At 66.5% G+C, this 20187-nt stretch carries 21 protein-coding genes; 7 read left to right on the top strand and 14 right to left on the bottom strand.

Annotation, left to right across the window (positions count from 1 at the left end; translation table 11 throughout):
- Window positions 1–70: 70 nt before the first annotated feature.
- Window positions 71–673, bottom strand: a complete 603-nt coding sequence (locus VPH47_RS04915; protein WP_006464233.1) for a TetR/AcrR family transcriptional regulator — start codon at window positions 671–673, stop codon at window positions 71–73.
- A 141-nt stretch (window positions 674–814) separates the two neighbouring features.
- On the opposite strand from VPH47_RS04915, the gene VPH47_RS04910 reads away from it, so the two are divergent.
- From VPH47_RS04910 to VPH47_RS04900, 3 genes are all read left to right on the top strand, one after another.
- A complete protein-coding gene (locus VPH47_RS04910; RefSeq protein ID WP_368850247.1) occupies window positions 815–1732 on the top strand; it encodes an alpha/beta fold hydrolase in 918 nt (305 codons plus the stop codon).
- Window positions 1729–4206 carry an acyl-CoA dehydrogenase gene (locus VPH47_RS04905; RefSeq protein ID WP_180847638.1) on the top strand — a complete coding sequence of 826 codons (2478 nt, stop codon included), beginning with the start codon at window positions 1729–1731 and terminating at the stop codon, window positions 4204–4206. The genes VPH47_RS04910 and VPH47_RS04905 overlap by 4 nt, the downstream gene beginning before the upstream one ends.
- 75 nt (window positions 4207–4281) lie before the next feature.
- Complete coding sequence (locus VPH47_RS04900) at window positions 4282–4749, top strand: hotdog fold domain-containing protein (RefSeq protein WP_110713234.1); 468 nt, start codon at window positions 4282–4284, stop codon at window positions 4747–4749.
- Between the two features lie 224 nt (window positions 4750–4973).
- Here VPH47_RS04900 and VPH47_RS04895 read toward each other — a convergent pair whose 3' ends face one another.
- Both VPH47_RS04895 and VPH47_RS04890 read right to left on the bottom strand, forming a co-directional pair.
- The gene (locus VPH47_RS04895; protein WP_368850246.1) at window positions 4974–5324 is read right to left on the bottom strand and encodes a DUF1304 domain-containing protein; all 351 of its coding nucleotides are present in this window, start codon (window positions 5322–5324) and stop codon (window positions 4974–4976) included.
- 77 nt (window positions 5325–5401) lie between these two features.
- Window positions 5402–6691: an NTP/NDP exchange transporter gene (locus VPH47_RS04890; RefSeq protein ID WP_153855878.1), complete on the bottom strand. Its 1290-nt coding sequence runs from the start codon at window positions 6689–6691 to the stop codon at window positions 5402–5404.
- Window positions 6692–7015: 324 nt separating this feature from the next.
- Here VPH47_RS04890 and VPH47_RS04885 point away from each other — a divergent pair, with 324 nt between their 5' ends.
- Entirely contained in the window at window positions 7016–8416 is a 1401-nt protein-coding gene (locus VPH47_RS04885) for a serine hydrolase domain-containing protein (RefSeq protein ID WP_368850245.1), read from the top strand.
- A gap of 131 nt (window positions 8417–8547) precedes the next feature.
- On the opposite strand, the gene VPH47_RS04880 is transcribed toward VPH47_RS04885, so the two are convergent.
- Window positions 8548–9306, bottom strand: coding sequence for an SDR family NAD(P)-dependent oxidoreductase (locus VPH47_RS04880; protein WP_110714366.1), 759 nt, complete (start codon window positions 9304–9306; stop codon window positions 8548–8550).
- Window positions 9307–9420: 114 nt separating this feature from the next.
- On the opposite strand from VPH47_RS04880, the gene VPH47_RS04875 reads away from it, so the two are divergent.
- Entirely contained in the window at window positions 9421–10314 is an 894-nt protein-coding gene (locus VPH47_RS04875) for a LysR family transcriptional regulator (RefSeq protein WP_110713241.1), read from the top strand.
- A gap of 120 nt (window positions 10315–10434) precedes the next feature.
- Here the strand turns inward: VPH47_RS04875 and VPH47_RS04870 are convergent, their stop codons facing one another.
- The 10 genes from VPH47_RS04870 to nudE all read right to left on the bottom strand — a co-directional run bounded on the left by VPH47_RS04870 (window position 10435) and on the right by nudE (window position 17938).
- Complete coding sequence (locus tag VPH47_RS04870) at window positions 10435–10953, bottom strand: hypothetical protein (protein WP_032130057.1); 519 nt, start codon at window positions 10951–10953, stop codon at window positions 10435–10437.
- Between the two features lie 775 nt (window positions 10954–11728).
- The gene (gene gcvH / locus VPH47_RS04865) at window positions 11729–12124 is read right to left on the bottom strand and encodes a glycine cleavage system protein GcvH (protein WP_005410701.1); all 396 of its coding nucleotides are present in this window, start codon (window positions 12122–12124) and stop codon (window positions 11729–11731) included.
- A gap of 93 nt (window positions 12125–12217) precedes the next feature.
- Window positions 12218–13330: a glycine cleavage system aminomethyltransferase GcvT gene (gene gcvT, locus VPH47_RS04860; protein WP_368850244.1), complete on the bottom strand. Its 1113-nt coding sequence runs from the start codon at window positions 13328–13330 to the stop codon at window positions 12218–12220.
- 144 nt (window positions 13331–13474) lie between these two features.
- A complete protein-coding gene (locus VPH47_RS04855) occupies window positions 13475–13918 on the bottom strand; it encodes an NfeD family protein (protein WP_368850243.1) in 444 nt (147 codons plus the stop codon).
- Between the two features lies 1 nt (window position 13919).
- Window positions 13920–14879, bottom strand: coding sequence for an SPFH domain-containing protein (locus VPH47_RS04850; RefSeq protein ID WP_005410704.1), 960 nt, complete (start codon window positions 14877–14879; stop codon window positions 13920–13922).
- A gap of 66 nt (window positions 14880–14945) precedes the next feature.
- Window positions 14946–15248 (bottom strand): DUF962 domain-containing protein, encoded by a 303-nt coding sequence (locus tag VPH47_RS04845; protein ID WP_197611683.1) that lies wholly within the window; start codon window positions 15246–15248, stop codon window positions 14946–14948.
- A gap of 147 nt (window positions 15249–15395) precedes the next feature.
- Complete coding sequence (locus VPH47_RS04840) at window positions 15396–15725, bottom strand: YnfA family protein (protein WP_110714367.1); 330 nt, start codon at window positions 15723–15725, stop codon at window positions 15396–15398.
- Entirely contained in the window at window positions 15722–16561 is an 840-nt protein-coding gene (gene mazG, locus VPH47_RS04835; protein WP_153855730.1) for a nucleoside triphosphate pyrophosphohydrolase, read from the bottom strand. The genes VPH47_RS04840 and mazG overlap by 4 nt, the downstream gene beginning before the upstream one ends.
- 13 nt (window positions 16562–16574) lie before the next feature.
- On the bottom strand, window positions 16575–17378 hold the full coding sequence (gene cysQ / locus VPH47_RS04830) for a 3'(2'),5'-bisphosphate nucleotidase CysQ (RefSeq protein ID WP_032130106.1): 804 nt from the start codon (window positions 17376–17378) through the stop codon (window positions 16575–16577).
- Window positions 17375–17938, bottom strand: coding sequence for an ADP compounds hydrolase NudE (gene nudE, locus VPH47_RS04825; protein WP_110713251.1), 564 nt, complete (start codon window positions 17936–17938; stop codon window positions 17375–17377). The genes cysQ and nudE overlap by 4 nt, the downstream gene beginning before the upstream one ends.
- A gap of 77 nt (window positions 17939–18015) precedes the next feature.
- Between nudE and bioA the strand changes: the two genes are divergently transcribed.
- Window positions 18016–19407, top strand: coding sequence for an adenosylmethionine--8-amino-7-oxononanoate transaminase (gene bioA, locus VPH47_RS04820; protein WP_219629556.1), 1392 nt, complete (start codon window positions 18016–18018; stop codon window positions 19405–19407).
- Window positions 19398–20135, top strand: coding sequence for a 16S rRNA (uracil(1498)-N(3))-methyltransferase (locus VPH47_RS04815; protein WP_368850242.1), 738 nt, complete (start codon window positions 19398–19400; stop codon window positions 20133–20135). The genes bioA and VPH47_RS04815 overlap by 10 nt, the downstream gene beginning before the upstream one ends.
- Window positions 20136–20187: the final 52 nt, after the last annotated feature.

Below are 20187 nucleotides of genomic sequence, written 5' to 3'. Positions count from 1 at the left end.
CAATGCGCGGATGGCATGCATGAAAAAGCCGCGGCAGTGCCGCGGCTTTTTCGTGGCAGAACCGGAATCTTCAGCCGTTCGGGATCAGCGTCTCGATCAGGTGCTCGACGTAGGCCTCGAAATCCTCGCGCGCCTGCTTGGGCTGCTGCAGCTGCAGCGACAGCTGCAGGAAGCCGACATAGGCCGCGTAGGCCAGGCGCGCGCGATGCCGCGCGTCGGTCGAACTGAGCCCGGCCTGGCGGAACGAGGCGATCAGATAGTCGAGGCGGCGCTGCGATACGCGATCGATCACCGGGCGCACCATCGGATGATCCAGCGCCTTCAACAGTTCGCTGTAGATGATGTGCGGCTGCACCTCATGCGCCACCATCTGGAACAGCTGGCGCAGGCGCACACGCGGATCCGGTACGTCTTCCAGGCTGCCGAACACCTGTTCCTGTTCAAACAGTTCCCAGCGTTCCAGTGCCGCCTGCAGCAGTGCATCGCGCGAAGGGAAATGCCAGTAGAAACTGCCCTTGGTCACGCCCAGCCGCCGTGCCAGCGGCTCCACCGCGACGGCGCCTACGCCTTGTTCAGCAATCAGGTCGAGGGCCGCCTGGGCCCAGTCTTCGGCACTCAGGCGGCTGTTGCGGCCGGCGCGCGGTTCGCCGGCGGAAGCGTCAGGTTGATTCATGCGTTGATTTAACCATACGCCGGGGTTCGTTGCAGTACGCGGTTGCTGGCGAAACCGTCAAAGGCACCTCCAGAAGGCCTGCCGCACCGCACCATACGATACAGTATTGACTTCCCATTCAAACGATCCATACTGGCAAGTATGGTTACGTCCCCTACTCCCGCTGCGTTCCATGATCTGCGCCTGGACGCTGCCCATGGCGCGCGCCTGGCGGCGACCGCCAGCGACCACGGCCGGCGCGGCCGGGTCCTGTTCGCACATGGCTTCGGCCAGACCCGCCACGCTTGGATTGCCACTGCCCGCGCCCTGTCCGCAGCGGGCCTGCAGACCCTGGCTTACGACGCACGTGGCCACGGCGATTCGGACTGGAATCCCGCCGACCTGCCCTATCACGGCGAACAGTTCGCCGATGACCTGATCGTGCTGGCCGGTGAACAGCCGCGCCCGCCGGTGCTGGTCGCGGCATCGATGGGCGGCCTGTTCGGCCTGTTGGCCGAGTCGCGCTGGCCGGGCCTGTTCTCGGCGATGGTGCTGGTCGACATCACCCCGCGCTGGGATACCGCCGGTGTCGAACGCATCCTGGCCTTCATGACCGCCCACCCCGACGGCTTCGCCTCGCTGACCCAGGCCGCCGACGTGATCTCGGCCTACATGCCGCACCGCCCGCGCAAATCCGAGCAGTCGCTGCGTGCGTTGCTGCGCGAAGACGGCCACGGGCGTTGGCGCTGGCACTGGGACCCGCGCCTGGTGGCCGAGCTGGCCCGTGACAGCGAGCAGCACCAGGATGCACTGGCCGAGGCCGCGCGCCAGGTGAAGTGCCCGCTGCTGCTGGTCAGCGGCGGACGCAGTGACCTGGTCACGCCGCAGACCGTGGCCGAATTCCTGGCGTTGGCGCCGCACGCGCGCCATGTACAGCTGCCGCAGGCCACGCACATGGTCGCCGGCGATGACAACGACGCCTTTACCGCTACTGTGTTGGACTATCTGGACGTGTTGCCCGCAGCGGACGCTGCGGCTTCGTCCGCCACAAACGAGCACGTCACCGGAGCACGCTCATGAGCATCGTTCTTCCCTTCCTCGCCCTGCTGCTGGCAGGCGCCTTCGTCGCCTACCACCGCATGCGGCTGGTTACCTGGACGCTGATCAGCGTGGCCCTGCTGGCCGCCTGCTGGTTCATTCCCTACGTCAACCAGACCGCCACGATCGTCGCGGCCGCCGTGCTGGCGGTGATCGCCGTGCCGCTGCTGCTGCCGTTCATCCGCAAGCCGCTGCTGACCGGCCCGATGATGAAGGTGTTCCGCAAGGTGCTGCCGCCGCTGTCGCAGACCGAGCGCATCGCGCTGGAAACCGGCTCGGTCGGTTTCGAGGGCGAACTGTTCACTGGTGATCCGGACTGGAACATCCTGCTGAACTATCCCAAGCCGCAGCTGACCGCCGAGGAACAGGCCTTCCTGGATGGCCCGGTGGAAGAACTGTGCACGATGGTCAACGACTGGGAAATCACCCACGTCCACGCGGACCTGCCGCCGGAGCTGTGGGCCTTCATCAAGAAGAACAAGTTCTTCGGCATGATCATTCCGAAGGAATACGGCGGTCTGGGCTTCTCCGCGCTGGCCCACCACAAGGTCATCCAGAAGCTGGCGTCGGTCTCGTCGGTGGTCAGCTCCACGGTCGGCGTGCCGAACTCGCTGGGCCCGGGTGAACTGCTGGTGCATTACGGCACCCAGGAACAGAAGGACCAGTACCTGCCGCGCCTGGCCGATGGCCGCGAAGTGCCGTGCTTCGGCCTGACCGGTCCGTTCGCCGGCTCCGACGCCACCTCGATTCCGGATTACGGCATCGTCTGCAAGGGCGAGTGGAACGGCGAGCAGGTGCTCGGCGTCAAGCTGACCTTCGACAAGCGCTACATCACCCTGGCCCCGGTCGCTTCGCTGATCGGCCTGGCCTTCCGCATGTACGACCCGGATGGCCTGATCGGCGATACCCGCGACATCGGCATCACCCTGGGCCTGCTGCCGCGTGACACCGCCGGCGTTGAAATCGGCCGTCGCCACTTCCCGCTGAACTCGACGTTCCAGAACGGCCCGATCCGCGGCAAGGACGTGTTCATTCCGCTGACCCAGCTGATCGGTGGCGCCGCCATGGCCGGCAAGGGCTGGAACATGCTCAACGAGTGCCTGGCCGTGGGCCGCTCGATCACCCTGCCGTCCACCGCCAGCGGCGGTGCCAAGGCCGGTGCCGCGGTGACCGGCGCCTATGCGCGCATCCGCAAGCAGTTCGGCCTGTCGGTCGGCCGCTTCGAAGGCGTGGAAGAAGCGCTGGCCCGCATCGGCGGCAAGGCGTACAAGATCAGCGCACTGTCGCAGGCCACCGCCGCCGCGGTTGACCGTGGTGACGTGCCGTCGGTGCCGTCGGCGATCGCCAAGTACCACTGCACCAACATGAGCCGCGAAGTGATCTCGGACATGATGGACGTGATCGGCGGCAAGGGCATCATCCTGGGGCCGCGCAACTTCGCCGGACGCAGCTGGCAGGCCGCGCCGATCGCGATCACCGTGGAAGGCGCCAACATCATGACCCGCAGCCTGCTGATCTTCGGCCAGGGTGCGATCCTCTGCCACCCGTGGGTGCTGAAGGAAATGAAGGCCGCGCAGGATCCGGATACCCGTGCCGGCCTGCAGGAGTTCGACCGCAGCCTGTTCGGCCACATCCGCTATGGCCTCTCCAACGCCGTGCGTTCGTTCTGGTTCGGCCTGACCGGTGCGCGCTTCGGTGCTGCCCCGGGTGACGCCTACACCCGCCGCTACTTCCGCAAGCTGGATCGTTACTCGGCCAACCTGGCGCTGATGGCCGACATCTCGATGATGACCCTCGGTGGCAAGCTGAAGTTCAAGGAATCGCTGTCCGGCCGCCTGGGCGACGTGCTGAGCCACGTCTACATGACCAGCGCCATGCTCAAGCGCTACCACGACGAAGGCGCACCGCAGGCCGACCAGCCGCTGCTGGCCTGGGCCTTCCATGACAGCGTGCACAAGATCGAGGAATCGCTGTCGGCCGCGCTGCGCAACTTCCCGATCCGTCCGATCGGCTGGCTGATGTGGGCGCTGATCTTCCCGCTGGGCCGTCGTGCCGAGGCCCCGGGCGACCGCCTGAGCCGTCGCGTCGCCGCGCTGCTGATGGCGCCGAACGAAGCCCGCGACCGTCTGGCCAGTGGCGTGTTCCTGACCCCGTGCGAGAACAACCCGGGCGGCCGCATCAACAGCTACCTGAGCAAGGCGATCATGGCCGAGCCGGTGGAGCGCAAGTTCCTGAAGGCACTGAAGAGCAAGGGCATCGAGGCGCTGGACTTCAAGGCGCAGCTGGACGAAGCCGTGGCCGAGGGCGTGATTACCCAGGACGAGCGCAGCCTGTTGGAAGAACTGCGTACGCTGACCCTGGACACCATCACCGTGGACGACTTCGACACCCACGAACTGCGCGCGGCCAGCTACTACGATCGCCAGCACAAGGACCCGCATTCGCAGGCGGCCTGATCGCCCGCGACACGCGTTGCCTCGACGGCGGGCTTCGGCCCGCCGTCGCTTTGTCCGCCGACCGGAATACCCCTCATGTCCACGCCCCTGCTCTCGCTCTACCACCGCCTGCAGCGCTGGCCTGCCGGCAACTGGCTGTTCTCACGCGCGGTGTGCTTCAAGGCGCCCTACTTCGCCAGCATCGCACCGCGCATCACGCGCCTGGAACACGGCCGCTGCGAGGGCACGCTGGCCGACCGCCGCAAGGTGCGCAACCACATCGGTACGGTGCACGCGATCGCGATGTGCAACCTGGCCGAACTGACCGCCGGGCTGATGGTCGATGCATCGCTGCCGAAGGGCATGCGCTGGATTCCAAAGGGGATGCAGGTGCAGTACCTGGCCAAGGCGCGTGGCACGTTGCAGGCGGTGGCGCTGCCGGCGCAGCCGATCGTGGCCGCTGCCGAGGGCTATGCGCTGCCGGTGACGGTGAGCGTGCGCGACCGTGCGGGCACGGAGGTGTTCAGCGCGGTGATCGACATGTGGATGTCGCCGGCGAAGTAGCGTTCCCGCGAACGGCGCAGCCCCTCGTGGGTGGGCAGTTGGTCGCGGAAAGCCTGGGTTGGGCTGGGGGCGGTGGGCCGTGCAGGGGCGTTGGCGCCATGGATGGCGCCATCGAGCTTACATGGACGTACTTGCAGCGTCCCCTGCACGGCCCGCCCGCCACACCGAACACATGACCCGCTCTACGCGACCATCCCACGAGGGGCTGCGCCGTTGGCTGGAAACTACGCCACCGCGCAAAACACCAACGCCAGGATCGCCGGCAGCGCCTGGATCATGAAAATGCGACGGCTCACGCTGTACGCGCCATAGCACCCCGCCGCCACCACGCAGGCCAGCGAGAACGTCACCAGCACCGGCTGATCGATCACCAGCCCCACCACGATGCCCGCCGCCAGGAAGCCGTTGTACAGGCCCTGGTTGGCCGCCAGCACGCGCGTGGCCTCTGCCTTCTCCGGCGTGTTGCGGAAGGTCTTCAGGCCCAGCGGGCGGGTCCACAGGAACATCTCCAGCACCAGGAAATAGACGTGCAGCAGGGCGACCAGCAGGGTCAGGGCGAGTGCAATCCAGTACATGGGCGGTTCCTTGGATAGATGGATGGGGTGATGGAGTCAGAGCCCTCTCCGTGGAAGAGGGATCCGACCCGCGCGGCTCAGCGGTCGCGCGGAAGCTTCTTTTCTTCGCGCAGCACACCGAATGCGGCGGCGGTCATGCACGCGGCAACCACCACGCCACCGATGAACACCACGTGTGAACCAAACAGCGACAAGCCCTTGTGCACCCACGCAAAGCTCAGGTCCGCGCCGCGGTACACCACGGTATCGATGGCCGCACCGGCCTTGTAGCGCCACTGCCGGTCCACGCGGGTATAGATGGTTTCGCGTGCCGGCTTGGCCAATGCGAACTCGCTGGCGCGGGTCATCACCTGCACCACTGCGACCATCAACGGCATCGGTGAAGCGGCAAGCACCGAGAAGCCGATCAGGATCGCAAAGCCAGGGATCAACAGGGCCGGCGCGATGCCGTGACGCGACAGCAGCCAGCGGGTCAGGCCGAGCTGCATCAGCAGCGCCAGTGCGTTCACCGCCAGGTCGATACGCGAGAAGAAGGCCGTGGCAGCGCCTGCATCGTTGAACGCCGCACGCACGATGCTGGCCTGCTGGTTGTACAGCAGGGTGCCCACGCCCACACCGAACACCACCATGATCGCCAGCCAGCGCAGCAACGGCTCACGCACGATCAGTTTCAGGCCATCGAGCACGCTGCCACCCATCGGCTGCTCGCCGGATACCAACTGCTGCTCCTGCTCGCGCAGCACCGCCCAGTGCCGTAGCCGCCAGATGCTCAACAGGCAGATGGCGAGGAATCCGGCCGAAACTAGCATCAGGTTGGCGATGCCCACGCGCTGTACCAGCGCACCGGTGATGATCGGACCGAGAAAAGCACCGATGGTGCCGGCCGCGCCGATGTAACCGTAGAAGGCACGTGCCTGCGCGTTGGAAAACACATCGGCCATGAAGCTCCAGAACACCGCCACCGCGAACAGGTTGAAGACGGTGATCCAGAAAAAGAACGCCATGCCGCGGCCCGGCACACCGCTGTCGAACAGTATGTAGAAACCCAGCAAGGTGACGATGAAGAACCCATACACCGCCGGCAGGAACACCCGCCGCGGGAAGCGGCTGACCAGCCAGCCGTACACCGGCTGCAGCACCAGCATGATCACGAACACGCAGGAGAACAGGAACTGCAGCACGAAGTCCTTGAGCGCGATGCCATGGCTGGCGAACCAGGCAATGAGCATCGGCGGGAACACCGTTTCCAGGTCGGCCGAGGCGGCCATCGCCTCCCGCACCGGGCGCAGCACGTAGTAGCCGCTGAGCAGGCAGAAGAAATACAGGAACGACCACCACAACGCCGGCGACTCGCGCAGCGCCACCATCAGGCCCCGCAGCGGCCCCCTGCCCTGCACCGCACTCACGCGGCGTCCCTCGCCAGAAGACGGCGGTTGGACAGCGGCATGGCAGGCTCCGGGGGCGGTGAAGCGCGTACGTTAGCCAATGCACTGCAACATCGCCAGCAGGAGGCCGTTTGAAGGCTGCAACGCAGTGTCATGAGGAGTCCGGATGACACGTTCCGATACACGCCTTGAGAGCGTCAAAATTCCAACTTTTTCAACGAGATGCGCATTCATCTTCGCTTTGTTTGTGCACAAGGGAAAAGCGGCGCTAGAATCGCCATCAGCAGTCGCGCACGGGTCCAACCGATGAAAAAGAACAGCCTGCGTCGTCCGATCCGTTCGGCGGCCACCGGTTTGCTGGGCATGTTGATGCCCGTTGCCTTGTCCACCACCGCGCAGACACCGCCGGCATTGCCGCCGATGCCGACCAACATCGAATCCGCTACGGCTCCCACCGCCGCCCACACCCAGCCAGCCGCCTACCGCACCGGCCTGGTGCCGCAGGTGCAGGCCCCGGCGGCTGGCTTCAACGTCGCCAACATCGAATCAATGGCGCAGCAGCTCACCTATGGTGAGCGCGTGCCCGGCATGGCGGTGGCGATCGTGCAGGGCGGCCGCGTGCTCAGTGCGCGCGGCTATGGCGTCACCGACGTCAACAACCCGCTGCCGGTCGATGCCCACACCGTGTTCCGCCTGGCGTCGCTGTCCAAGGCCTTCGCCGGCACCATGGCCGGCCTGCTGGTCAACGACGGCACCCTGCGCTGGGACAGCAAGGTCACCGACTACGTGCCCGGCTTCCGCCTCAACTCGCCCGAAGCCACCGATCGCCTGACCGTGGCCGACGTGCTCAGCCATCGCGTCGGCCTGCCCTACAACGCCTACGACCGCGACATCGAAGGCAATGCCGAGTACTACTCGCTGACCCAGAAGCTGGCCAACACCAGCCTGAAGTGCCTGCCGGGCGACTGCTACGCCTACCAGAACGTGGCCTTCAGCCTGATCGGCGACGTCGTCTATGCCGCCTCCGGCAGCTTCTACGAGCAGTCGGTCGAGCGCCGCATCTTCAAGCCGCTGGGTATGAACGACGCCAGCCTCGGCCTGGCCGGCATCCAGGCCAGCTCGCGCTGGGCGCGCCCGCACGTGCGCAGCCGCAACGGCTGGGTGTCGCTGACACCGAAGCCGACCTACTACCGTGTTGCCCCGGCAGCCGGCGTCAACGCCAGCGCCAGCGACATGGCGCAGTGGCTGCTGGCCCACACCGGCCATCGCCCCGATGTGCTGCCGGCACCGTTGCTGGCCACCCTGCACTCCAGCCTGATCAACACCCCCGGCGAGATGCGTTCGGGCTGGCGCCGCGAGCGCCTGCACTCGGCCGGCTACGCCCTGGGCTGGCGCACCTTCGATTACGCCGGTCACGACGTGGTGTTCCATGCCGGTGCCGTGCAGGGCTACCGCGGCCTGGTCGCGCTGGTACCGGAACGCGATCTCGGCATCGCCATCATGTGGAACGGCGAAAGCGGCCTGCCCAGCGGCCTGCTGCCGACCGTGCTCGATTCCGCCCTGGGCCTGCCGACGCAGCGCTGGCTGGACGTGGACACCGACTTCGGCAGCGACAACCTGATGGCCGAGGGCGCGGGTCCCGCGCAGCAGGACAAGCGCAAGGGCAAGGGTGCCTCGGGCAATCGCGCGGTGGCTTCGCCGCGCTGATCTGGCGGACTCGACCGTGTGTGCGAAGGGCGGCCTGCGGGTCGCCCTTTTTGTTGGCTCTTGTAGAGTCGAGCCGTGCTCGACTGTTCGGGCAAAGCCGTCGAGCATGGCTCGCCTCTACAAACGGAAGGCTAATGCGCGAAGTAGTGCATGCCGCCATCCACCGGAATCACCGCGCCGGTAATGTAGGCGGCCAAGGGCGAGGCCAGGAAGGCCACCAGCGGCGCCACCTCCTCCGGATCACCAAAACGCCCGATCGGAATGTTGCGTTCGATGAACTCACGCCGGCTTTCCTCGGTGGGATGCAGGCGCTCCCGGATCTGTGCGCTGTTGATCCGTCCCGGCGCGATTGCATTGACCGTGATGCCCTGTGAGGCCAGCGCCGACGACAGCCCTTTGCTCCACAGATGCAACGCCGCCTTCGCCGCCGTGGCGGCATTCACCGCGCGCGGTTCCATTGAACCGCTGAGGTTGATCACCCGCCCCCAGCCCTGCGCCTGCATCGCCGGCAGCAGTGCCTGGGTCAGGCGCCGCGCCGAAGAGAAGTTCAAGGCCATGGCTTCCTCCCAGACATCGTCCCCCGCATCCACCGTGGTCGGCCGGCCTCCTCCAGCCGCATTGACGAGGATGTCGACACGCGTCAGTGCCGCCGAGGCTGCATCCGCAATGTGGCGTACCTGCTCCGCATCGGTGAGGTCACCCAGCAGGACGATCGGTGCCGGCGCGCCTGCAGATTCGATCTCCGCCGCCAGTGCCTGCAGCGGCTCGATGCGGCGGGCGCTGATCGCGATGCGTGCGCCCTGTGCCGCCAGCAGCCTGGCCACACCGGCACCGATGCCACTGCCCGCCCCGGTGACCAGCGCGGTACGCCCTTCAAGCCCCAGATCCATGTTGTTCTCCCAATCAGCCAGCCGGCACATCCGGCGCGTGCTGTGCATGCTGTTTGATCACCCCTGATTGATAAACTCCGCGCAGGTTTCAGCATTCAACACCCGGAGTGTCAGATGAACCTGCTGGAAAGCATGCAGGTCTACGTGCTGATCGTGGACAAAGGCAGTCTCAGTGCCGCCGCTACGGCACTGGATATCTCCGCGACGATGGCCGGCAAGCACCTGCGTGCACTGGAAGCACGCCTGGGCATGCAGCTGCTGAGCCGAACCACGCGGCGCCAGCACATGACGCCCTTCGGCGAGGACTACTACGCCCGTTGCAGGGAGATCCTGCGCCTGGTGGACGAAACCGATGCCCAGGCCCAGCATCAGCAGTTGGCACCGGCAGGCACGCTGCGCATCAGCGCACCGGTGATCTTCGGCACGCATGCGCTGGTGCCAGCACTGGCCGACTACATGGCGCGCCACCCTGGCGTCCGGGTCGAAGCGACGCTGACCGACCGCGTCGTCGACCTCGCCGAAGAAGGATTCGAAGCGGCGCTGCGCATCGGCACGCTGGCCGACAGCAGCACGCTGGTCGCGCGCGCACTCGCGCCCTACCGGTTGATGATGTGCGCCTCCCCCGGGTACCTCGCCCGGCATGGCACGCCCACCAACCTGCAGGCACTTGCCCGGCACCAGTGCCTGTCTTTCGAACCGACGGCACTCGCGCAGTGGCTGCAGGCTGACGCTGGCGAACTCGTCCGTACGCCCGACGGCCGGCTGCAGGTCAACAATGGTGAGGCGCTGCGCTTGGCCGCATTGCATGGCATGGGCATCGTCCTGCAATCGGCATTGCTGCTGTCCGCGGATGTCGAGGCAGGTCGGCTGGTGCCGCTGTTCCCCGAACATGGCCAGGCCGGTCGACCGATGCACCTGGTCTACGCCCACGACCGCTACCGCTCGACCCGCCTGCGCAGCTTCATCGACTTCCTGGTGGAACGTTTCCCACCAGCGCCGCAGCGCTAGCGTCGACCGCCAGAAAAGCAGTCGAGCATGGCTCGACCCTACAAACAGCCCCATAAAAAAACCCCCTCCCCGCTGGGCAGCCGGGGAAGGGGGTTTCAGGATGCGGCTATCGGGAAGTACTTAGATCAGCGGCGCCGGGGTGGCCGGCAGAGCGACCGGAGCGGCCTTCTTCTTGCGGGCGGCCGGCTTGCGCTTGGCAACCTTCTTCGCTGCCTTCTTCGGGGCAGCCTTCTTGGTGGCCTTCTTCGCGGTCTTCTTCACTGCCTTCTTGGCGGTCTTCTTGACGGCCTTCTTGGCAGTGGCCTTCTTCGCGACCTTCTTGGCCGGCTTGCGGGCCGTTGCCTTCTTGGCAGTCTTCTTGGTGGCCTTCTTGGCTACCTTCTTGACGGCCTTCTTCGCGGTCTTCTTGACGGCCTTCTTGGCGGTGGACTTCTTGGCTACCTTCTTCGCCGCCTTCTTCACTGCCTTCTTCGCAGTGGTCTTCTTGGCGACCTTCTTCGCAGCCTTCTTCACTGCCTTCTTGGCGGTCGCCTTCTTCGCGACCTTCTTCACTGCCTTCTTGGCAGCGGCCTTCTTCGCGACCTTCTTCACCGCTTTCTTGGCGGCGGGCTTCTTCTTCGCAGCTTTCTTGGTTGCCATGGGATGGCTCCTCGTCAGTGATAGGGAGTTGAAACGCCCAGGTGGATCAAACCCGCGGATGCTGCGTGCGGGGACCGCCGGCGCGTCAGGCGCGCCGTTACGGATGCGGCAATGCCCGCCTCGATCGGCGGAGCGGGCATCGGAACGGGAGTTGCCTTGCATTTCTCCGGGGGAAGCGGGGCCATGTCCACCGTCATCTGGGTCGCGGTGGTCTTGAAGGGGCTGCTTCGCATCGGACGATTGATTCTGCGCACTCGGTTTGGCAGGCAAGGTCTGCTGAGGCGAAACCTAATCACGGTTTTTTTTACTGTCAACAACCCCCGCGAAAAATTTTCACATCCGCGCCATCCACGGTGCCGCCTGCACGGTCACCACACCGCGCCTGCAACGACCATCAACGCGCCACGCACGCACGTTGACCGCAACCACAGCAACGCAGATGTTGAACAAAAAGCACTTGAAATAAGCACTCCGCGCAGACGCACACGCGTTGGGCACCGTTGCACGCATGCAGCGCCGGCAGCCGTCGCCGCCAGCACCAACGCCAGCACAACGGCACCGCAACGGGGGGCGAAAAGTTTTCACATCCGGACGCGTCGGCGCGGGGTGGAAACGCGGATTTGCGCAAAACTGCGCACACCCCTCGGTGCCGTTCGCGGGTCTGCTGATGCCGCATCGAGGGTGCGGAGCGAACCCCGCGTCATGAGTCCGATGCACTCGCCAAAACAAAAACGGCCACCCGAAGGTGGCCGTGTCCGAACCAGGAAGCGGCGACTCAGTGGTCGTCGTTCTCCAGGGCTTCGGCGTACGCGTCCGGGTCCAGCAGTTCGTTGACCTCTTCGGCGTTGGTCAGTTCGACCACGAACATCCAGCCTTCGCCATAGGCATCTTCGTTGATGGTTTCCGGCTTGTCGGACAGGGCCGAGTTGACCTCGACCACCTTGCCGCTGATCGGGCTGTAGACGTCCGAGGCGGCCTTCACCGACTCGACGACGGCGATCTGTTCGCCGGCCTTGGCGTCGGCGCCGACTTCCGGCAGTTCGACGTAGACCAGGTCACCCAGCAGGCCCTGGGCGTGGTCGGAAATACCGACGGTGACGCGGCCATTGCCTTCGACACGGGCCCACTCATGGGACTTGAGGAACTTGAGGTCGCCGGGGATCTCGCTCATGGGACTGCTCCAGAGATATGCAGGGGTGGAAAAAACGGGGCTAGTGTAACCAACCGGCCGCCACTGCTGTCAGTGACGACCGGCATGTTCGGATCAGACGTCGGCCAACACGCCGGGCTGGGCCTGGCCTTCGCGCACGAACGGGAACTTGACCACGCGCACCGGCACCTGCCGGCCGCGGATGTCGACGGTGACCTCGCCAAGCTCACCGGCCGGCACGCGGGCAAAGGCGATGCCCTTGGCCAGGGTCGGCGAGAAGGTGCCGGACAGGATCTCGCCCTGGCCGCCCGCGGTGGTCACCGCCTGGCCGTGGCGCAGCACGCCCTTCTCGTCCATCACCAGGCCGATCATCTGGCGTGCGGTGCCAGCGGCCTTCTGCACTTCCAGCACGTCGCGGCCGATGAAGTCGCGGCCTTCGTCCAGCGACACGGTCCAGGCCAGTGCCGCTTCGTACGGGCTGATCTCTTCGTCCATGTCCTGGCCGTACAGGTTCATGCCAGCTTCGAGGCGCAAGGTGTCGCGCGCGCCGAGGCCGGCCGGCTTCACGCCTGCCGCCAGCAGGCGGTTCCAGAACGCGACCACGGCATCCTGCGGCAGCAGGATCTCGAAACCGTCCTCACCCGTGTACCCGGTGCGAGCGACAAACAGCTCGACAGCGTCGTCCGACTGCACCTGCAGGGCGGCGAAACGGCCCAGCTTGGCCAGCGCTGCGCGATCGCTTTCGCGGGCCAGGCCGATGACGATGTCGCGTGCCTGCGGGCCCTGCACGGCGAGGATGGCCAGGTCCGGGCGCTGTTCGACCGACACGCCGAACGGCGCAGCCTGCTCGCGCAGCCAGGCCAGGTCCTTCTCGCGGGTGGAGGCATTGACCACCATGCGGAAGAAATCGTCGCCCAGGTAGTAGACGATCAGGTCGTCGATGACGCCGCCGCGCGGATTCAGCATGCACGAATACAGTGCCTTGCCGGTCACCTTCAGCTTGTCGACCGAGTTGGCCAGCAGGCGGCGCAGGAACGGCTTGACCTGGTCACCGCGCAGGTCGACCACGGTCATATGGCTGACGTCGAATACACCGGACTCGCGACGCACCAGGTGGTGCTCGTCGAGCTGCGAGCCGTAGTGGATGGGCATGTCCCAACCCCCGAAATCGACCATCTTGGCGCCAAGGGCGCGGTGGGTATCGTTGAGCAGCGTCTTCTGGGTCATGACCGGGTCCGGCAGCAGAGGAAACAAGAATCCCCATTATCCCAGATCGGTCGCCCGCAGGCGTGCCGCAGCGCAGCGGGCGAGCTGTAGAGCCGAGCCCACGCTCGGCTGCTCTTCGTGCAGGAGCCGAGCGTGGGCTCGGCTCTACAGGGGACGGTCTGCAGCCTCGACCCGTAGCGTGCTGCCCTGCACCGCCACCACCCGTACCAGGCTGCCGGCCTGCAGATCCGGTCCACTCACCTGCCAGTACGCATCATCGATGCTGACCCGTCCCTGGCCGCCGACGATGGCCTGCTGCAGTGCGACCTCCCGGCCGATCAACTGCTCCGTGCGGCGGTTGAGCAGCGGCGCATCGCTGGGCCGTGCCCGCGGTCGCCCCCAGCGCCGGTAGCACTGGATCGAGACCACACTCAGCAGGACGAAAGCAATCACCTGCCACAACAGCGGAATGTCACTGAACACCGCAACCAGTACGAACACCGCTGCCGCACCAATGCCGATCCACAGCATGAATGCACCCGGCGCCAGCGCTTCGGCCGCGAACAGCAGCAGCGCCAACGCACCCCAACCGACGACTTCCCAGCGCATGTCAGCCTCCGAGCGGCGGCGGCCGCTTGCCGGCGGCCTTGTTGTCCTGGCTGGCCAGCGCCTGCTTTGCCAGTTCGGCCACGCCCGCGATCGAACCGATCACGCCACTGGCCTCCATCGGCATCAGCACCAGCTTCTGGTTCGGCGAACTGGCCAGCTCCTTGAACGCTTCCACGTACTTCTGCGCGACAAAGTAGTTGATCGCCTGCACGTCACCCTCGGCGATCGCTGCCGACACCACCTTGGTCGCCATCGCTTCGGCCTCGGCCAGACGCTCGCGCGCCTCGGCATCGCGGAACGCGGCTTCGCGACGGCCTTCAGCCTCCAGCACGGTGGCCTGCTTCTCGCCATCGGCGCGCAGGATCTCCGACTGCCGTGAACCTTCCGCTTCGAGGATCTGCGCACGCTTCTCGCGCTCGGCCTTCATCTGCCGCGCCATCGCATCCAGCAGATCGCGTGGCGGCTGGATGTCGCGGATCTCGATACGGTTGACCTTCACACCCCAGGGATTGGTGGCATGGTCGACCACGCTCAGCAGCTGGGCATTGATCACCTCGCGCTGGCTGAGCGATTCATCCAGGTCCATCGAACCGATCACGGTACGGATGTTGGTCTGCACCAGGGCGATCATGGCCACTTCCAGGTTGGCCACCTCGTAGGCGGCCTTGGCCGCATCCAGGACCTGGAAGAACACCACGCCATCCACGCGCACGGCCGCGTTGTCCTTGGTGATCACTTCCTGGCTGGGCACGTCCAGCACCTGTTCCATCATGTTCACCTTGCGCCCGACCCCGTAGACGATCGGGATCAGGAAGTGCAGGCCCGGCGTCATGGTGTGGGTGTAGCGGCCGAAGCGCTCAACGGTCCATTCATACCCCTGCGGCACCATCCGCACCGCCTTGAACAGGATCACCACGGCCACGAAGGCCAGTACCACGGTAAAGAACATGGTCGGGAACATCGCGCTTTCCTTATCTATGTCGCCCAGGCCCCAGCATAGCGCGTGAGGACGGCGGGCACAGCGAGGCTACCAGGGCACCCGCCCACGCAGGATGTCGGCGAACATCACCCAGTCGCCCATGAATGAATACAGCGGGTGCTGAAAGGTAGCCGGGCGGTTCTTCTCGAAGAAGAAATGGCCGACCCAGGCGAATCCGTAACCGCAGAACAGAGCACCGAGCAGAAACATCGGCTGGCCGCGCAGCACGGCAACCGCGACCAGCAGCAGCACGCCGCAGCTGCCGATGAAATGCAGGCGCCGCGAGACCGGGTGGCGGTGCTCGTCCAGATAGAACGGGTAGAACTCACGGAAGCTGGCGAAGCGGGACATGTGCGTGCTCCGGGCCATCACTGCCTACATCATGCACCTTCGGAGGCGGCAGCGCTGCGCGAGCATCCTTGCCCTTAGAGAGCCGAGCCATGCTCGGCTGCCTCGGCTCGACGGATACTGGCAGAAGCAGTCGAGCATGGCTCGACGCTACACCGAGGGCGTGCGCGGCCCGAACATGATCACCGCCATGCCGGCCAGGCACAGGGCTGCACCGAGCAGGTCCCAGCGGCTGGGGCGGATGCCGTCGACCAGCCACAGCCAGAACAGCGCGGTACCGATATAGACGCCACCGTAGGCGGCATAGACGCGGCCACTGGCTGTCGGATGCAGGGTCAGCAGCCACGCGAACAGGGCCAGGCTGGCCGCCGCCGGCAGCAGCAGCCAGATGCTGCCACCCTTGCGCAGCCACAACCACGGCAGGTAGCAGCCGACGATTTCGGCCAGCGCGGTCAGCAGGAACAGCGCAAGCGTCTTCACGCCTTCTCCGCCGCCTTGGCGTGCTGCCACAGCGCTTCCTGCGCATCCAGGTCCATCGACGCCAGCGCCCCACCCTGGGCGTCGGCCTGCGCTTCCATCGCACGGAAGCGGCGTTCGAACTTGTGGTTGGCCCCGCGCAGCGCCGCGCCCAGATCGATATCGGCGTGGCGGGCCAGGTTGGCGCAGACGAACAGCAGGTCGCCCAGCTCTTCCTGCAGGCGCGCCTTGTTGCCGGCGATGTCGCCGCGCTCGAACTCCTCGCGCAGCTCCTGCAGTTCCTCGGCGGCCTTGTCCAGCACCGGCAACGGGCCCGGCCAGTCGAAGCCGACCTTGGCCGCGCGCGACTGCAGCTTCACCGCCCGCTGCCATTCCGGCAGCCCGCGCGAGATGCCGGCCAGCGCGGAGGTATCCTGCTCGCCCTTGGCCGCGCGCTCGGCGCGCTTGATCGCCTCCCAGTTACGCGTCACGCCGTCGGCATCGTCAACGCTGACGTCGGCGAACACGTGCGGATGGCGGCGCTGCATCTTGTCGCTGATTGCGCGTGCGACTTCGGCGAAGGCAAAGGCGCCCTGCTCCTCGGCCATGCGCGCATGGAACACCACTTGCAGCAGCAGGTCGCCCAGCTCGTCACAGAGATCGTCGAGATCGCCACGGTCGATCGCATCGGCCACCTCGTAGGCTTCCTCGATGGTGTACGGCGCGATGGTCGCGAAGGTCTGCTCCAGGTCCCAGGGGCAGCCGCCCTGCGGATCGCGCAGGCGCGCCATGATCGCCAGCAGGCGTTCCAGTTCATGGGCGGCGGCGCTGCCGCTGGTGGGGGTGTCATGCGCGCTCATGCGGCCTCCAGGGTCAATCGGACAACCAGTCGCGCCACGGCAGGCTGGTATCACCAAGGGCAATGAAATCGCCGTTCAACAGGGTCTCGCGGCGGTTGTAGCGGAACGGCTTGCCGGTCGCTGCCGACAGTACCGCACCGCCGGCGGCGTGCAGTACGCACTGGCCGGCGGCGGTATCCCATTCAGAGGTCGGGCCCAGCCGCGGATAGACATCCAGGCCACCTTCGGCGATCCGGCAGAATTTCAGCGACGAGCCCTGCGCGATGGTCTCGATGCGGCCCATGCGCGCCAGCAGCGCTTCTGTTTCCGGCGACCGGTGCGAGCGGCTGGCGGCAACCCGCAACGGTGCGGTGGCCGGTGTGCGGGTACGCAGCACGGTGTCGTGCAGGCCCTGGCGCCGATACGCCAGCTCGCCGCGCATGGCATGCCAGACGATGCCGGTCACCGGGGCCAGCACCACGCCGAAGGCCGGCGCGCCCTGGTAGATCAGCGCGATATTGACGCTGAACTCGCCGTTGCGCTTGACGAACTCACGGGTGCCATCGAGCGGATCGACCAGCCAGTAGGCGCCCCAGTGGCGGCGCTGTTCCCAGGGGACCTGCGCCGATTCCTCGGACAGGATCGGCAGATCCGGGGTCAGCTGCTGCAGGCCCTGCTCGATCACCTGGTTGGCGGCCAGGTCGGCTGCGGTGACCGGGCTGTTGTCATCCTTGATCTGCACATCGAAGCCATCGGCATAGACCTGCATGATGGCCTGTCCGGCTTCCTGGGCAATGGCGATGGCGGTCTCGCGCAGGTCCGTGGTCAGTTTGATCATCGCGTTCCCTGCAGCCACTGGCGGGCGATGAACAGCGCTGCCAGCGAACGTCCCTCGGAGAAGTCTTCGCGCAGCATCAGCTGGTCCAGCTCGGCCAGCCTCCACGGTACGACTTCCAGTTCTTCCGGCTCGTCGCCGGCCAGCTTTTCCGGGTACAGGTCGCGCGCCACCACCAACCACGACTGGTGGCTCATGTAGGTCGGGGCCAGGGTCATCGCGCGCAGCACGTCCACCCGGCGCGCGCCGTAACCGGCCTCTTCCTTCAGTTCGCGGTCGGCCGCCTGCTCCGGCGTCTCGCCGGCATCGATCCGGCCCTTGACCAGGCCCAGCTCGTAGCGGTGCATGCCGGCCGCGTATTCACGTACCAGCAGTACGGTCTCGTCATCGAGCATCGGCACCACCACCACCGCGCCATGACCCCGGCTGACCAGGCGCTCGAAGCGGCGGCGTTCGCCGTTGGAGAACTCCAGGTCCAGGTGCTGGCGCTGGAAGGGACCGTTCTCCTCATCGGTGATCCGATGGATGATCGGCAAGCGACGGCCGGCACGGTCATCGTTCATGCGGAATCTCCGCGGCGGCCGGCGCCTGCGCCGGGGCCGATAGAATGTGCAGGCAGCAACATGTTCATGAGCCCGAAATGCTAGCAGACCCAACCCCTTCCCCGCTGGCCCAGCACTGGCGGCAGCGCGACCTGCAGGTGCTGTGGCACCCGTGCACGCAGATGCGTGAACACCCGGACACCCTGCCGCTGGTACCGATCGCCCGCGGCGAAGGTGCCTGGCTGATCGACCACGACGGCAACCGCTATCTGGATGCGGTCAGCAGCTGGTGGACCAACCTGTTCGGCCATGCCGAACCGCGCATCGGTGGCGCCATCGCCGCCCAGGCCACGCAGCTGGAACAGGTGATGCTGGCCGGATTCGGCCATGAGCCGGCCATCACCCTGGCCGAACGCCTGCTGGCGCTGGCCCCGCGCCAGCCTGGCCGCGAACCGCTGGCCAAGGTGTTCTACGCCGACAACGGTTCCGCCGGCGTGGAAGTGGCGCTGAAGATGGCCTTCCAGTATTTCCAGAACCGTGGCGAGCCGCGGCGCACGCGCTTCATCGCACTCGAAAACGGCTACCACGGCGAAACCCTGGGCGCGCTGGCGCTGGGTGACATCCCGCTGTATCGCCGCGTCTACGCGCCGCTGCTGGCCGAAGGACTGTTCGCGCCCTCGCCCGACGCTTACCTGGCCGAGCCCGGCCAAAGCGCAGCCGATCGCGCGCGGCAGGCGGCGGATGGACTGGCCACGCTGTTCGACCAGCATCCGGGCGAGATCTGCGCGGTGATCCTGGAACCTCGCCTGCAGTGCGCGGGCGGCATGCGCATGCATGACCCGGTGTATCTGCAGCGCGTGCGCGAACTGTGCGATGCCCACGGCGCGTTCATGATCGCCGACGAGATCGCCACCGGCTTCGGCCGCACCGGCACCCTGTTCGCCTGCGAGCAGGCCGGGGTGATGCCGGACCTGATGTGCCTGTCCAAGGGCCTGACCGGCGGCTTCCTGCCACTGGCCGCCGTGCTGGCGACGCAGGCGCTGTACGACGCGTTCCTCGACGACTCGCGCGAGCGCGCGTTCCTGCACTCGCACAGCTACACCGGCAACCCGCTGGCCTGCGCGGCCGCGCTGGCGACGCTGGACATCTTCCGCGACGACGATGTGATCGCCCGCAACCGCGGCATCGCCTCGGTGATGGGCACGCTGGCTGCACCGTTCAGCGACCATCCGCACGTGGCCGACGTGCGCCAGGCGGGCATGGTGGTGGCGTTCGAGCTGTCGCGCGACGGCAACAAGCGCACCCCGTTCGACCCGGCGCTGCGGCTCGGCCTGCACGCCTACAAGGCCGCGCTGAAGCGCGGTGTGGTGCTGCGACCACTGGGCGACGTGCTGTACTGGATGCCACCCTACTGCGTGGATGACGAACAACTGGAGCTGCTGGCACATACCACGCTGGCAGCGATTGACGAGGCGATTGCATGCGCGTGACCCGCTGTCCCATCGACCTGGCGCTGCACAGCGGCCAGACCGTGACCCTGCCGGAAGAGACGGCCAACCACCTGGTGCGGGTGATGCGCCTGCGCGAGGGCGATACCTGCGTACTGTTCAACGGTGACGGCCACGACTACAGCGCCACCCTGACTGTGGCCGGCAAGCGCGAGGTACAGGTCCGCATCGACGCCGTGCAGGCCATCGACACTGAATCGCCGCTGGCGATCACTCTGCTGCAGGGCATCGCCCGCGGCGAGAAGATGGACCTGATCCTGCAGAAGGCCACCGAACTGGGCGTGGCGGCGATCATTCCGGTCAACGCCGAGCGTACCGAGGTGAAGCTCGATGCAGCACGGGCGGAGAAGCGCGTGGCGCACTGGAACAACGTGGTGACCTCAGCCTGTGGCCAGTCCGGGCGCGCGCGCATTCCGCAGGTGGGCCCGCCGCTGTCGCTTGCTCAGGCGGCAGCGGCGCTGCCGGCGGATACGCTTCGGTTGACCCTGGACCCGCAAGGCGCGCACCGGCTGTCGACGCTGGACGCCGCACCCGTCGGGGGCATCGTGATCGCGATCGGTCCGGAAGGCGGCTGGTCGCCGCGCGACCGGGATCAACTGGCGGCGGCGGGGTTCCAGGGCCTGCAGCTGGGCCCGCGCATTCTGCGCACCGAAACCGCCGGCCTGGCCGCGATTGCAGCACTGCAGGCGCGGTTGGGCGATCTGGGCTGAGGCTGATTCGTGGTAGTGCCGGCCGCAGGCCGGCATCCACGGGATCATGAGG

The sequence above is a fragment of the Stenotrophomonas sp. WED208 genome (assembly GCF_040984485.1).
GTDB classification, from domain to species: Bacteria; Pseudomonadota; Gammaproteobacteria; order Xanthomonadales; family Xanthomonadaceae; genus Stenotrophomonas; species Stenotrophomonas riyadhensis.
The sequence above is the reverse complement of the archived record's forward strand: the minus strand, read 5'-3'. Positions and strand labels throughout refer to the sequence as shown.